Here is a 13,264-nt window from a genome sequence, read left to right as displayed (position 1 = left end):
GGGGCGCAGCAAGATTGACCAATTCTTTTCTGATGTTGCCCGAACGCAACAGTTTGCATTCAGTTGCCCGCTAATTTTGCTAGTGCGCCTTGGGTGTCCTTAAATGCTGCTAATGCGGCGAGAGTGGCGCGAGGGCAACATGGCTTTCTCCAACGAAACGAAGAGTCGTGTCGCGAAGCTGGCAGCGGTCCTGCGGCCGCTCGGGAACGGGCCGCTAACACTTGCTCAGGCGAAGCGCGCCGGACATTTGCTTTGCGTGCACTGGACTACCGTCTATCGGCTGCGGCGGAAGTTCCTCTCCGACCCTGTCGCAAGTTCACTCAATCCCCGACACCGTGGTCCAAAAGTGGGCAGTCGCCGTTTGGATTTGGCTGTCAACGATGTCATTGAGAAGGTCGTGCAGGACTGGTTGCCGGCTCAGCAGCAATTAGCCCATCCTGCGACGGATCTGGTGCTTGAGATACGACGTCGATGCGTCGCGGCGGGATTGGCGCCTCCGAGTCGGTCAACTGTCGCCCGTCGATGGTCGGAACATCGCGAACAGGATGCTCTGCGACGTGCTGCACTTCCTGAAGCACAGGTCGCGCCAGGAACATTCACGGCACAGCATCCGTTGGACATCGTTCAGATTGACCATACACAGGCGGACATTCTGCTGGTCAGCGAGTTGGACGGGAGGGTGATCGGTCGACCATGGCTTTCAGTTGCGTTAGACGTCGCGACGAGGTGTGTGCTCGGCTTTTACCTTGGTATGGAAAGACCGGGAGCGGCTACGGTTGGGCTGCTTCTCACGCGAGTTGTGCTCTCCAAGGCCCCTTGGCTCGCAAAGGTCGGGGCAGACGCAGAGTGGCCAATGCGCGGCACACCGCGCGTTTTGCATCTCGACAACGCTGCAGAATTCAAGAGTCGGGCGCTTCGCAGCGGCTGCCGGGAATACGGTATCGATCTGATGTACCGTCCGGTTGGTCGGCCACATTTCGGCGGACACATCGAACGTTTTAACAGGACAATGATGGAACGCGTTCGTGGGTTACCCGGTGCGACTGGCTCTTCCACGAAAGGGCGCAAGGCGCGGCAGGCAGAAAAGAGCGCTGCGCTAACGCTTAACGATTTTGAGCGATGGCTTGCGATCGAGATCGGGAGGCGATACCACCAGAATCCTCATCGGGGACTACTGGGTGCGACCCCAGCGGACACCTGGCGAAGGCTCTCGTATTCGACTGCTGCGCGGCAGTTGCCAGCGGCAGTCGACGCGGAGCTGCGTTTCCTGATCTGGTTCCTACCAGTCGCTTCAAGGACGATTCAGGCGGACGGACTCACGATCTTCCGGATACGTTATTGGCATCCGTTGTTCGCCGCGTGGCGAGAAACACGACGTTCGGTGACCGTACGCTACCACCCGGAAGACCTGTCGCGCGTGTTTGTGAGCGCCGCAGGTAAAGACTATATGGAAGTCCGGTATGCTGACTTGCGGCGCCCGTCTATCTCCCTTTTCGAACACCGAAGTGCGTTGAAGGCGATCCGGGCCGAGGGCCAGCGTTCGATCTCGGAAAGCCAGATTTTTCGCACAGTAGAAGAGCAGCGGCGATTGATCGCCAATGCGGCACGCGAGACAAAGGGACGTCGACGTATACGGCCACGACGCATACCGACTATAGAGGCATTCAACGATCTGTCTCTCCGACGGCAGAGTTCAGAACGCGAGAGCGAGCACGTCGACTATGACGCCCCGGTGAAGGCATATGACGTCGAGCAATGGTGAGGTGCAACATGAGGCAGGACGTGTTGTCACATTTACTCCCAACCGCGAGAGAACAGGCACGGTTGGGGACCGAGGAACGAATACGTAGCCTTCTTCGTGACCGATGGATCGACTACCCTCGTGCCACCGAAGCGCTGCAGCTCCTTGAACGCCTTTACGAGACACCGCGGCGCGACCGCATGCCATGCCTGCTCATCCACGGCGACTCAAACATCGGCAAAACGAAGATCACCGCAAAGTTCAAACGCGCGCATCCCAGCGAATTCGATGAGCGAAGCGGTGTCGAGCGATGTTCGGTCGTCACCATGCAAATGCCTCCGACACCTGATCAGCACAGGTTTTATTCCGGCCTGCTGTTCGAACTCGGCGCTCCCCACAACGCCGCGGCTGGTCTTGCTTCGCTGGAGCGACTGGCTCGTGACATTCTGCGGCGGATGGCGCCTAGGATGCTGATTGTCGATGAGGTACATCACCTGCTCGCGGGCACCTACCGTGAGCAACGTGCTTCCCTGAATCTGCTCAAATATCTAGCGAATGACCTACAGATCAGTATGGTGCTCGTCGGGACTCGCGACGCTGTGCTCGCCCTCCAGAGCGATACTCAGATGTATAGTCGCTACCGACCGTTTGAAATTCCCCGCTGGAGGGAAAGCGATGGTCTCCGGCGTCTTCTGGCGGCGTTCGAGCGTGTACTGCCGCTGCGCAAGCCATCTGATCTCACGCGACGCGAAATCGTTCAGTTTGTGCTGAGCGCGAGCGGTGGATTGACGGGGGAGATATCGACGCTTCTGAACGATGCGGCAGAATTTTCGATTCGTAGCGGCGATGAGTTCATCGGACTGTCACATCTCGAGCATGTCGCGCGAGACACTGTCTGAGGCTGTGGTTCCATGGCCGGTCGCGCCGAGACCGTTTTTTGAAGAGGCGTTTGGTAGCTGGCTGGGCCGCGTGGCGGCTCGATACCAGATCAGCGTCAGAATGCTCTGGGAAAGCAGCATTCCGAACGCGCTGCCGACGCTCGGCACAGCGGGGTGGATATTGTTCCCGACACTCGCTGAGCCAACTCTTGAACGACTCTCGACGCTGGCTCGTCTAAAAGATGGCCGCTTGAAATCCATCCAGACGCCGGTTGGTTGGATGACGAACCGTCAACGCCTCCCATACTGTTTCCGCTGCCTAGTACTCAACGATGCCGACGTGTCCGCGCCGAGCTGGAAGAGGGAATGGCTTGATCCAACAGCGGACTATTGCCAGGCACATCACACTTTGCTCGAGACGATTCCGGCATCTGCTTTACGCAATGCGGCCAACTTCGCTACCGCTCTTCGAGCGATAAATCGTTATCGCGACGACTGCAGGTATCGTTATCCCCTCAAGGCGCGCTAGCCGAATTAGTGGGCACATTAGTGCATCTGTGAACACCATTAGCGGAAAATGTGAGCTGCAACAACTGCGTCTTAATAGACAGGGACAACGCGCTGCGGGTCCGGTGAGAACTGGATGCCGGCGACAGGGCAGTTAATGGTGCCCCCTACGACGACTACCTGGTCGACGTACTTGGCGAGGATCATGGGGTCTCCGACGTTCATGTTCCAGAGCAACATCTGCCGTACGGGCTTGCCCGTGCACGGGGAGATCTCCGTATTCAATAAATCGATTTGCGTGTAGTGACCGGAGGCGTATTTGTCCTGGCCGACAGTGATCTTGCCGACCAGGTATATCAGCTCGCCTTCTGGCATAGACCTCGGGCCTCCAATTGAGACGTTGGATAGACCGAGGGCGGAGGCTGCAATGGCCGGCAGAACAAGGGCGCGTCTAATCTTGGCCATGGTGCGTGGATCAGCGGAACTCGATATGCAAAGGCGTTGCCGTTGCCCGGTGTGCGTCGTGCCCGAAACGATATTGGCGTAAACAAGTATATGCCGCCTTACGTCCTCACCGCTTACTCAAAATTGTCTGGTCTCTGAGGTCTAGCGCAGGCACTGTCACGTTGCTGAGATGGGCGGGTAAGATCGCGTGATGAAGAATGCAAAATCGCTCTACCACGGTCATCGCTTTCCGGCGGCGGTCATCAGCTGCGCGGTGCGCTGGTATTTCAGGTTTCAACTCAGCCTGCGTGATATCGAAGAACTGTTGTTCGAGCGCGGGGTTGTCGTCAGTTACGAAACGGTCCGACGTTGGTGCACTAAATTCGGCGCGTGCTTCGCGCACCGTGTCAAGGCGGCTCGTCGCAAGCCCGGCACGACCTGGCACCTTGACGAAGTATTTGTAACGTTGCGCGGCGAGCCTTACCTGTTGTGGCGCGCCGTCGATCAGCATGGCGCCGAGCTCGATATCCTGTTACAGAAGCGCCGTGATAAGGCTGCAGCCAAACGATTTTTCAAGCGGGTGCTTGCCTCGAGTGCTGAAGCATCGCGCAAGATCGTGACCGACCAACTGCGCAGCTATGCGGCGGCGAAAGCCGAGATTCCCGAGCTCGCCCACGTCAGGCACGTATTCGTCAAAGCCAGTGCGCGGCTGAACAACAGGGCCGAAAACAGTCATCAACCGACGCGCGAACGCGAGCGACGCATGCGTGGTTTCCGCGATCCTGAGCGCACGCAGGCTTTCCTTTCGAGCCTCGGTCCGATCCGACAGCACTTCGCGCTCAAGCGACATCTACTGCGCGTCTCGCTCCATCGCAAACAACTCGCCGCACGCTTCGACGCCTGGCATCGCTTCACTGAGATCACCCGAGATCCGTCCGCTTTCTGAGCGAATGCGCGTCCTCTCCGCTATTGCGTCGCAAACGCTTTAACGTGACAGCGCCGCCTTGGCGAGAAAAAGCTAATGCTACATATTTCCTGTCTAAACAGACGCGTAACTTACATCGGGCACTCGCTTGACGAATCGCTTTAATATTCCTAAAACAATGAGCATAAGCTAGTTAGGAAGCTTACTTCATTGAAAGAACACGCTGACAGGATGGCTGGTCAACTCGAAAAAGACCATAGCGTTTTTTTTTGAATATCCCGATGGCCTGTTGTACGAGGTCCTGACTCGCGGCCGGTTGTTTCAACAAGAAGCGGAAGTCTCCCCCAGTTGTTGTGCCTGCACTCTAGGGAGTCAACAATGCCGTCGATCCTGGTCACCTCAATGAGAATGGTTTTAAGGTTGGTGTCCGCGGTCGGCGGGTGGGTGCCTCGCCTCGGCGCAATTGCCGCGGTATTCGCGTTATGCGCATTTGGCAACGCTGATTTTTCAGCGCTTATCCTGAAGCGGGAGTTGGCGGCACAGTGGCAGGCGCTGGACGCCACGCAACGCGCGATTGGTGACCGGGTCAAACCCGGCGACTGGTCCGCCGGTGTCTTCATCGGTTCCGCACAACTCAACGCCATCCTCAATCGGGTCGTCGGCTACAAGTTGCAGAATGTCGGCGATAACGACCTGAAGGATACAACGGTCACCGTCGAGTCCCTGAAGCTGAAACCGGCGCTGGGCTATGCTGAAGCGGAGGTTATGCTTCGTGCAGAGAAGGGTGACCTGAAACTCGACCTTAGACTGCTGGCGAACGTCTCATTTCAGGGCGTGCGTCAACCCGATGCGGCAAATCCCGCTGTTGCCGCATATTTCCGGATCGAGCCGCTGGAGATCGAACCTCAGGTGAGCTTCGGCTTTCTTCACGCGGGCCTGAGCGGTTTCTGGGGAAAGCTCGCCCCACAACTCGCCGTCGCTTTCGCAGACCCGCAATTTATCGAAATCCCGGTGCCGATCAGGGACGAATATCAGCTCCCGTTGGCAATTGACGAGCCCGGAACGCAGGTCGTTAATAAACAAACGAACGCCACGGTCGCGTATCGCATAACGATGCCTGAGACCCCGCTTGACCAGCACCTCTCCTTCTCCGCCCCGGTCTTTCGTCCTGAAGGGATTTCACTGCTCGCGCGGTTGACGACAAATGGTGAGCAACTTGTTCCTCCCGGCACGCCGCCGACACAATCGACCGCGGAGCTTCAATCGCTAGTGTCGACGTTGAAGGGCGAGGTCGACAAGCAGACCGCGGCCTTTACCGGAAAAACGGATGAAGCGACGGTCTGGCTCGCGAGCGGCGTCTTCGACGACATGATTCAGCGGATCGGGAGCCTCCCGGAACCCCAGCGGCAGGTGACGATTCAGGCTACAGGTTCCTCTGGGCATCTCGCGGAAGAGACATGGGTTGATCCCTCCCTGCTCGGGAGTGGCAACGTCTACGCAGACCTCCCCAACACCCAGGACGCGCACGTGATCATCACGTTCGGTTCGCCCCAGCTGCAATGGAACGCTTCAACCATGACGTTTTCGTTGCCGGTCACTGCGCAAGTGAATGCACTCATCCAAGTGAGTTTTGTCCCGAAGCTCCAGGGCCTGCCCAGCGCGCGCCCTTCGGTAGACATCAACGGAAGCGCCTCGAGCACGCTGGCCGCCACAACGACGCCTGCGATCGCCGCGTCGGCCGATGTGAAAGTGGCGGCACTCAAAACCACGGTCACATGCAACCCAGTGACGGCGGAGGTGGGCAGCAACGGACAGTTCAAGATCGACCAAGGGTGGATCTCTGTGCCAAAGGTTGGAATCAAGATGACAATGCCGCTCGGCGTATTTCAGATCGCGCCCATCGCGCTTCTCGACGACGGTCCGATTTTCTTCGCAATGCCTGCTCGTGATCCGCGACAGGGAGCAGACGCGGTGGCCATCAGCGAGTCGCTCAAGAAGAATCCCTGGACCGTCATTCCCCCCGTGGCTGCTTTAAAACTGCGGGCCATACCCATGTCCGTGACGCAAGATCAGTCCGGATATGCCATGAGTGTCACTTTCGACAGTCAGCCGATCAACACACAGCTAACAAAGGATGCACTTGACGATGCTCGACAGGCGGTCAAGGAAGAGGCGGCTGCGCATAAGAAGAAAGTCTCCGAATTGCTGAAGAGTCAAAAGCCTTCGAGCACGTGCAACGATGATACAACGATCGACGTCTTGCTTGGACCCGTGCAGATTGGGCCAAACAGCGAGATCGTTAAGTTTGCGCGTGGTAACATTGCATTGCTAGATCCGAGAACGCCCATAGCCGTGGCCGTCAAGGCAGAACTAGCAGCAGAAAAAGCGGCTAACGGCGGTGTGAACGTAGCAGTACCGAAGCCTCCGGGCAAAGTCCCACTGCCCCCACCTCCGCCCCCTATCTTAACGCCGGGCGTAAAGCTTCACTGGGGATAACTCGAGAAGGATGCCGACACGGGTAGCTGTTCGCGCACTCCATCACCGACACGACACAGGAAAGGGTTGTGTCGCGATAACGGAATGGGATGAGCAAACTCCCACAATGAGCAGGACTGCTTACATCGCAATAGGATAGAATTGATCGGAGACATTTTCAGCGACGCCATCGAGACGCATTTGCCCCCTTTCGGATCATGTGCATGATCTCGACGCCGGACAGGATGATGGGGTAATCGTCCTTTTCGTGCAAAATCCGGCGGTGGACGCCTACAGAGCCGCTTGCAGCAAGGCTCGGCGACTCCCCGGTTTTCGCGGAATATAAGGACGCGCAAATCGTTGATCGGCAACGGTTTTTAGAAACAAACCGCCAGATTTTGCACGAAAAGGACGATTACCCCAAGACGGGCGTCACGTGGAGCGGCCGCGGCCGTGAGCCATTCTGGATCAAGGGCAAGAAGCGAGAGCGTTTCCTCATCGCCGTGTGAACGGACCACACATCCTTGAAACCAGCCGCTACTTCTCGGAGTTATCGTCCTTTGGGCCCAGCGCTTTCCTTATTGCCAGCGATAGAGCTGTATCCGGTGCGACCAGCACGCGAGGGGTTCCAGTGCGCGCCATTCTAGGCGGTGTGGGGCTCCCTGCCCTTTGTGCATTGACCGCTGGGCGAGCTGCTGACTGAGAGCTCGTCCGAGCCGCCGACAATGCGTTTTGATTTGAGGGTTTTCGCTCGAACGCCGTACGCGTACCGTCTTTCGCGACATGGTAAAGGGTTTTGGCGACAGCGCTCGGACCGTGTTTGGGCGCTTCAAATGTCCTGGTACGAAGATGCGCGTGAAGCGCATGCAGTTCGGCAGGCAACTCGGTCACGGGACGCCGGCTCATCCTGGACATCAATCCACCAAAAAGGGGAGCTGCAAGCACATACAGCGGCACACCTGCAATGACGGTTTGCGGAATGCCCAACCCCACAAGCAACTCGCGGGACCGGCTGATACGTCCATTGCCAATGGGGCGCTCAAAGTCCTCGGGCCGAAGCAACTGCAAGCGCACGAAGGTTTCCTTGCACCGGTCGACAAGCATCTGCAGTTCGAAGCGCGAGATGCCTGGAGTGCTTTTGTAACTCCAGGTAGCGCGTGTATGCCGGGTCCCTTTGTACATAGAGTTATCACGTCCGCTGAGATACTTCATATTACCACGTGCTTACGGCCCATCTAAGCCGCCCCCAACGGCAGCACCGAAGGATCAAGGGCAACATGCGCGACAGGTTCCTAATCGCCGGTGTGAGCGGACCGCACATCCCTGCGCTCGGCGTTTTGAGGTTCTAAGGTGCTTCGCCGCAACCATGCCCATAACGCATCGATCGGCTCTTTCACACGCCCCTGATGGACGTTGTCCAGGCCCCGCACACCGACATACACACTGGCTGAAAGGAAGCCAAAAAAGAACGCGGGGTCCTCCAAGGGAATTTGCGCGTCTGTGGCTAATGCGAGTCGATACGAAACAATGAGCGCGAATAACGTTTCAGTAACGCCGTACACCATCCTGAACTTCAACCTAAAAACAAAAAGAAGAAGCGTGCAGAGTGCCGTTGCTGCAACGACAGATGGGACTTTTAACGCACTAGCAGTGCTAGGCGTTTGAAGCCATGCCAGGGTACGCAATGCCAGAGACGTCCCTGCCAGTAACCATGGTGCTATCACAAGTGGCAAGACAATAAAGAACGCGATGACCGTTCCACGATCCCAGTAGCGCCTTCTACGCGCGAAGTAGCCTGCCCATAAGAGAAAACCCATGCTCGCGATTGACAACACGTAGAACCCGACGGCGATCGCCATCGAGATTAGTGGATACGAAGCACTATACGGGGCGTCAGGGAAGTCAAACGACGGAAACACAATGCGCACGGCGAACGTCACCACGAGGATGCTCAAAAGCAACTGCGCAGGATCGTAGCGGTCAGTCACGACCGAACAGATTCGCCGTATCCAACGCTTCCAATTTGACATAACTAATTTATCACCTTTCGAACGGTCGTGCGTTTTACTCGTCTTTTTCGTCGGGATCGTTGGGCAGGACCCGCGGCCTCTGCGACGGCTGGCCGGGCAGGAAGCCAAGGGCTCGGGCCGCATGCGCTATGACCGGCTGTAACACCTCGAAGGCTGCATGACCGGTAACGTAACCGACGGCCCCAACACCGGCAGCAAAAATGGCATCCAATCGTTTCTCGCGTTTGTGTTCCGCAGCCTTCTTCGCACGTGTCCCAATCGGACCTGCGACCTTTGGCTTATTTTTCCGGTTCCGCCTCATGCGTCACCTCGTCTGCCAGCGACCACTCCACGTATTCGCCATCGCGCGGCCGGGAACTGCATTTCTGGAGCCCCGCCTCCATCCGGTCGCCACTTGGCTCGACCGGATTTTTTGCAAGTCTAGTTTCTCATCACTTTTACCTTTTGTGCGGAGGCCCATTCAAGGGATCGAAATCGGCACGGTCATTTTTACTTTTTCAGACACCCATGCATCGCATCAAGGACAAAGTCAATTTGCTTGGTTTTCTGCCAACGTAATTATTTCCTTTTCTGATTATCGACTGCTGCGACGCACCTTGATTTATCCGCCGTTATCTCGCCGTATCTCGCGCCGAAAGTGAAACGTAATGGCCGCTTTCTAAGCTTGCAGGGCGGCACTGTCGATTGTAACGGATGGTAATAACCAGTTTCCTTTTTGGAGATCGATCATGCGACGCGCAGTAGCAGCTGGGGCGATACTGGTCCTATCGTCATTTTCCAGCTTTCTTGAGAGCGCCAGCGCTCAAATATGTCCATACCAGAGTACCAACCTGCCTCCCGGAAGCTTCCAGAAATCATGCTTCAATTGCAAGGTAAACGGAGGGGTACTCTCGTGCCAGAATTGCGGCACTGGCGCAGTAGCCCCGCCCTTCAATGTCGGACAGAGTCAACCCACCTCAATCGATATTTGCTCGTGCCAGGACAGTAACGGCAATGTTGCAATCTGGAATGATCACGGGAACCTGACGTGCGGACCCGGCTGATTCCGTTTTCGCGATTCGGAGGTCAAATCGCTGCTTATCTCTGATCGCTGGCACGAGACCCCGTTAATAAACGTCTGCGCCAGTATCAGAATGCCGGCTACGAACTGCATAGGGAGCAATCATGGGTAATGTAAGTTTCAGAGTTTGCACGCCAAACGCCATCGGTGACACGACTATCGTCGTCAAGGATTCGAACAATAACGGTGCAGTCATATTTAACGGCGCGGTCGCGCAAGACACCTGTAGCGACCCGATACCGGCGACAGGCAATGCCTCCGGTGAAGCCACGCTTTCAATCTCGGTGAATGGCGGTGCGTTCTACGGGAAACCATTTGTCAAAGATGGCGACAACGTAAACGTGTTCTAGCGTTGCGGATTGCGCGCCCTTCTTCGACTGTTCAAATCGAGTTTGCCTTGCGTTGTAACAGCACGGTTAAAAATGAGCGCCGAATACGTTTCCAGTGTGGTAACAAGAGGAGGAGGTACGTCATGGATATCCCAAGAACTGCTGCTGAGGCTGATCACCGCGGCTGGCGAAAGGCCACCCCTGAGGAGATCGCGGCCATGCACGCTCACCCCGACACGGAACACTTTCAGCCAATGGATGAAGGAGACCTTTGCCATAACGGGCCTTGCAACAATGGAACTCGAACGGTCTGTTACCAAGATGCAAACGGCAATTGCACCGATTGTCGTTCTTCCAACGAAGGATGCGACTAAGCGATCGTGCGCGCAGTAGCGGACAAGCTCTGATGGAGCCTGCAGACGACAGGCTCCGCTCTCGTTGCGTGAAAAGGAAGAGTGGACACGGCAATGAAACTTCCATTTTCTGGCTCACCCGCCATTGGCTTTCTTGCGCTTGCACTGTTAGCGACAGCAGCTCCGGTACATGCCCAGACTCAACAATGGGTTTTGAAGGTGAAGGAGGCAAACTGTTATGCAGGCACTCTTTTCTGCCGTGCGGATGCCTACTACTACGAAACATCTTCGCTGGAAGCGTATCACTGCGTCGCCTACTCAAAAGGGAATGTTGGAGCAACATTTGCTCGAGCGCGCGTAGATAAAGTTTTCTGCACCCGCATGAATATCCCGCTGAGTTCCGACGGGAAGGTAGATATCGAACCCGCCGCTGGTCAGCCGGAAGACGCCGGCAACCCCTTGCCGCCAGGAGCTACGATGAAATTCGCGTGGGGCGATGGTTTCTGGGTGTCATCTGAAACCAAAAAAGGCGTAAGTTACTGTGTGAATACAGCAACGATGCCAGTTGCGCAGGTTTGCGGTCCTGCTACTGTCTGGAACTAGCACTACGACCGCTTGGTTTGTATCGAGAAACCGACATGGGACGCCCCAAGAAGAGCAAAAGACTTCGAAGGGTTGTGTCGCGTTAAGGGGGATAGGGTGAGCTAGTACCCGTGTTGAAGAGGACTGCTTACATCGCGAGAGAATAGAATTGCTCGGCAGCAGTCGATGCAACGCCATCGTCACACATCTGTCCCTTGCGGATCATGTGCGCGAGCTCGATGCCGGACAGGATGATGCGCGCACACCGGAAATCCTTGAACCCCATCATCGGTTTGATGATGCGTTTGACGGAGCGGTGGTCCTGCTCGACAACGTTGTTCAGGTATTTGTTTTGCCGGACCTTGATTGGCGTTGAACGCTCGGCATTGAGCGCCTCAAGCGCAGCCATATTCGCGCCGCTCTTGTCCACGGTAATTGTCTCAGGCTCGCCGTTCTGAGCAATCGCCTTTTCGAAGTGGCGGCGAGCAGCGGCCTTGTCACGCCGGGCGCGCAGCAGGAAATCCACCGTGTTGCCCGCCTTATCGACGGCACGATACAAGTATTTCCACTGGCCTTTGACCTTGACGTAGGTCTCATCGACTCGCCAGCTCTTGCCGACAGGCCGTTTGCGATTGCGGAATGCCTTTTCAAACACCGGCAGCAGCTTGATGACCCAGCGGTGCACGCTCGAATGATCCACTTCGATTCCCCGTTCGGCCATCATCTCCTCGAGGTTGCGCAAGCTCAGCGAGTACGCCACATACCAGCGCACGCACAGCAGAATTACATCCAGCGGATAGTGCAGTCGCTTCAGTACCTTGCCAATACCGGTGGGCAGCGTCTTGCGTGGCGTCTTCGTCTTTGACATCGTACTCATCATGCTTTGCGGTTCGACCGATTCTACTTCACCGCGTTAGCGCGACAGAACCATTTCGGCACGTGTGAGTATCGAGAGGCGGTGCGTGGCGGTCGTGAGTTTATATTCTTGAACCCGCGCAGGAGGGAGTCAGGGTTTCGGTTTGCTTGAGCGTGAGCTTGCTGGCTAAGGACGGACTTTGAGTTGCCCTCGGAGAACGTAGCACAGCCGACAGGTTCAACATTCCACCGTAACCGAGGCCTCAGCGGTTTTCATTCTGCAGGAGGAGCGACGATGTCGAACAAGGAGAATCCGACCGATGCCAAAGCCTTGACGGCTCTCGGACCAGAAAGACTGGCGACACTGCTTGCCGGAGCGGCTATGACGAACCCATGCGTGGGGCGTCGGTTGCAATTTGAGCTGTCCGCACAAGAAGGCGAAAACCTTGCCGCGTCCGCTCGTCAATGGATCAGCGCGTTCGGCGCGCAAACGTCGTTTCTCGAAGCGGAGCAAGTCGGCGAACTGGCCGCGGAGCTCGACGCCATGCGGGTCACCATTGCCTCGAATGTTTCCGGGGTGGCGCCGCATCTTGCGCCAGATCTGATGTGGCAGCTCTTCGCGTTGGCCGGAACAATATTTGAACGCACGACCGAAGAGGGATGGGAAGTCAGCTGCGTTTTTGACGAGGCCTGCTCCGATCTGGCCAAGGTGAGCGTCGACGCAGACGTCGAGCCGGTGGAATTCGCCACGAAAGTTGTCGCGGCGATCATCTCCGATCAGTACGGAGAGTACCGTGCCCTGATTCGGGCTATTGCGTCGGCTCAGCCGTGGGCACCTGCATACGTCTCTGGTCTGAAGGCCTTGCTGCAGCGATTGCTGGAGGAGCTGCCCGGACCGAATAGCGACCACGGCCGAAATTTCCAGCGTGCATTGCGGGAACTCAACTCGCTGTCTGCAACATAGTTTGGGTAGCGATTTGCGCTAGTGCGTATTCCCGGAGCCTTGCCTGGTATGCGATTGAGGGATTTTCAGTTTTCGGGGGTTGGGCGAAGATAGCCTCATTCGCGTACAGCGGCTCGTGCGC

General features: G+C 56.7%; 13 protein-coding genes and 1 pseudogene. 10 read left to right on the top strand and 4 right to left on the bottom strand.

The window, feature by feature from the left end; genetic code table 11:
• Nucleotides 1–139 precede the first annotated feature (139 nt).
• The 3 genes from L0U84_RS43150 to L0U84_RS43140 are packed head-to-tail and all read left to right on the top strand — an operon-like array spanning nucleotide 140 to nucleotide 3,148.
• Nucleotides 140–1,762, top strand: a complete 1,623-nt coding sequence (locus L0U84_RS43150; protein WP_233860256.1) for a Mu transposase C-terminal domain-containing protein — start codon at nucleotides 140–142, stop codon at nucleotides 1,760–1,762.
• A gap of 8 nt (nucleotides 1,763–1,770) precedes the next feature.
• Nucleotides 1,771–2,640 (top strand): TniB family NTP-binding protein, encoded by an 870-nt coding sequence (locus tag L0U84_RS43145; protein ID WP_233860255.1) that lies wholly within the window; start codon nucleotides 1,771–1,773, stop codon nucleotides 2,638–2,640.
• The gene (locus L0U84_RS43140) at nucleotides 2,618–3,148 is read left to right on the top strand and encodes a TniQ family protein (RefSeq protein WP_233860254.1); all 531 of its coding nucleotides are present in this window, start codon (nucleotides 2,618–2,620) and stop codon (nucleotides 3,146–3,148) included. The genes L0U84_RS43145 and L0U84_RS43140 overlap by 23 nt, the downstream gene beginning before the upstream one ends.
• Before the next feature lie 71 nt (nucleotides 3,149–3,219).
• On the opposite strand, the gene L0U84_RS43135 is transcribed toward L0U84_RS43140, so the two are convergent.
• Nucleotides 3,220–3,501 (bottom strand): hypothetical protein, encoded by a 282-nt coding sequence (locus L0U84_RS43135; protein WP_233860252.1) that lies wholly within the window; start codon nucleotides 3,499–3,501, stop codon nucleotides 3,220–3,222.
• A gap of 280 nt (nucleotides 3,502–3,781) precedes the next feature.
• On the opposite strand from L0U84_RS43135, the gene L0U84_RS43130 reads away from it, so the two are divergent.
• The 3 genes and pseudogenes from L0U84_RS43130 to L0U84_RS43120 all read left to right on the top strand — a co-directional run.
• A complete protein-coding gene (locus L0U84_RS43130) occupies nucleotides 3,782–4,516 on the top strand; it encodes an IS6 family transposase (RefSeq protein WP_233860390.1) in 735 nt (244 codons plus the stop codon).
• Nucleotides 4,517–4,873: 357 nt separating this feature from the next.
• Nucleotides 4,874–6,991: a hypothetical protein gene (locus L0U84_RS43125; protein WP_233860250.1), complete on the top strand. Its 2,118-nt coding sequence runs from the start codon at nucleotides 4,874–4,876 to the stop codon at nucleotides 6,989–6,991.
• A gap of 398 nt (nucleotides 6,992–7,389) precedes the next feature.
• Nucleotides 7,390–7,479: pseudogene (locus L0U84_RS43120) on the top strand (H-NS family nucleoid-associated regulatory protein); the annotation flags it as partial.
• Nucleotides 7,480–8,262: 783 nt separating this feature from the next.
• On the opposite strand, the gene L0U84_RS43115 reads toward L0U84_RS43120, so the two are convergent.
• The gene (locus L0U84_RS43115) at nucleotides 8,263–8,958 is read right to left on the bottom strand and encodes a hypothetical protein (protein ID WP_233860248.1); all 696 of its coding nucleotides are present in this window, start codon (nucleotides 8,956–8,958) and stop codon (nucleotides 8,263–8,265) included.
• Nucleotides 8,959–9,200: 242 nt separating this feature from the next.
• Between L0U84_RS43115 and L0U84_RS43110 the strand changes: the two genes are divergently transcribed.
• Nucleotides 9,201–9,641, top strand: a complete 441-nt coding sequence (locus L0U84_RS43110) for a hypothetical protein (protein ID WP_233860246.1) — start codon at nucleotides 9,201–9,203, stop codon at nucleotides 9,639–9,641.
• Between the two features lie 523 nt (nucleotides 9,642–10,164).
• A complete protein-coding gene (locus L0U84_RS43105) occupies nucleotides 10,165–10,410 on the top strand; it encodes a DUF3244 domain-containing protein (RefSeq protein WP_233860244.1) in 246 nt (81 codons plus the stop codon).
• Here the strand turns inward: L0U84_RS43105 and L0U84_RS43100 are convergent.
• Nucleotides 10,407–10,667: a hypothetical protein gene (locus tag L0U84_RS43100; protein ID WP_233860243.1), complete on the bottom strand. Its 261-nt coding sequence runs from the start codon at nucleotides 10,665–10,667 to the stop codon at nucleotides 10,407–10,409. The two genes, L0U84_RS43105 and L0U84_RS43100, sit on opposite strands and share 4 nt — an antisense overlap.
• 189 nt (nucleotides 10,668–10,856) lie before the next feature.
• On the opposite strand from L0U84_RS43100, the gene L0U84_RS43095 reads away from it, so the two are divergent.
• Nucleotides 10,857–11,345 carry a hypothetical protein gene (locus L0U84_RS43095; RefSeq protein ID WP_233860242.1) on the top strand — a complete coding sequence of 163 codons (489 nt, stop codon included), beginning with the start codon at nucleotides 10,857–10,859 and terminating at the stop codon, nucleotides 11,343–11,345.
• Nucleotides 11,346–11,472: 127 nt separating this feature from the next.
• On the opposite strand, the gene L0U84_RS43090 is transcribed toward L0U84_RS43095, so the two are convergent.
• The gene (locus L0U84_RS43090) at nucleotides 11,473–12,204 is read right to left on the bottom strand and encodes an IS6 family transposase (RefSeq protein WP_442794140.1); all 732 of its coding nucleotides are present in this window, start codon (nucleotides 12,202–12,204) and stop codon (nucleotides 11,473–11,475) included.
• A gap of 270 nt (nucleotides 12,205–12,474) precedes the next feature.
• Here L0U84_RS43090 and L0U84_RS43085 point away from each other — a divergent pair, with 270 nt between their 5' ends.
• Complete coding sequence (locus tag L0U84_RS43085) at nucleotides 12,475–13,143, top strand: DUF6880 family protein (protein WP_233860240.1); 669 nt, start codon at nucleotides 12,475–12,477, stop codon at nucleotides 13,141–13,143.
• Nucleotides 13,144–13,264 lie beyond the last annotated feature (121 nt).

Origin of the sequence: Paraburkholderia sp. HD33-4, assembly GCF_021390635.1 — a bacterium.
Classification (GTDB): domain Bacteria; phylum Pseudomonadota; class Gammaproteobacteria; order Burkholderiales; family Burkholderiaceae; genus Paraburkholderia.
This window is presented reverse-complemented; position numbering and strand designations above follow the sequence as displayed.

Excerpts from the sequence above, each read along its gene's own strand:
- L0U84_RS43145 (WP_233860255.1), top strand. The coding sequence starts at position 1,771 with ATGAGGCAGGACGTGTTGTCACATTTACTCCCAACCGCGAGAGAACAG.
- L0U84_RS43135 (WP_233860252.1), bottom strand. The coding sequence starts at position 3,501 with ATGCCAGAAGGCGAGCTGATATACCTGGTCGGCAAGATCACTGTCGGC.
- L0U84_RS43100 (WP_233860243.1), bottom strand. The coding sequence starts at position 10,667 with ATGGCAAAGGTCTCCTTCATCCATTGGCTGAAAGTGTTCCGTGTCGGG.
- L0U84_RS43125 (WP_233860250.1), top strand. The coding sequence starts at position 4,874 with ATGCCGTCGATCCTGGTCACCTCAATGAGAATGGTTTTAAGGTTGGTG.
- L0U84_RS43140 (WP_233860254.1), top strand. The coding sequence starts at position 2,618 with ATGTCGCGCGAGACACTGTCTGAGGCTGTGGTTCCATGGCCGGTCGCG.
- L0U84_RS43150 (WP_233860256.1), top strand. The coding sequence starts at position 140 with ATGGCTTTCTCCAACGAAACGAAGAGTCGTGTCGCGAAGCTGGCAGCG.
- L0U84_RS43095 (WP_233860242.1), top strand. The coding sequence starts at position 10,857 with ATGAAACTTCCATTTTCTGGCTCACCCGCCATTGGCTTTCTTGCGCTT.
- L0U84_RS43105 (WP_233860244.1), top strand. The coding sequence starts at position 10,165 with ATGGGTAATGTAAGTTTCAGAGTTTGCACGCCAAACGCCATCGGTGAC.
- L0U84_RS43110 (WP_233860246.1), top strand. The coding sequence starts at position 9,201 with ATGGCATCCAATCGTTTCTCGCGTTTGTGTTCCGCAGCCTTCTTCGCA.
- L0U84_RS43085 (WP_233860240.1), top strand. The coding sequence starts at position 12,475 with ATGTCGAACAAGGAGAATCCGACCGATGCCAAAGCCTTGACGGCTCTC.
- L0U84_RS43130 (WP_233860390.1), top strand. The coding sequence starts at position 3,782 with ATGAAGAATGCAAAATCGCTCTACCACGGTCATCGCTTTCCGGCGGCG.
- L0U84_RS43090 (WP_442794140.1), bottom strand. The coding sequence starts at position 12,204 with ATGATGAGTACGATGTCAAAGACGAAGACGCCACGCAAGACGCTGCCC.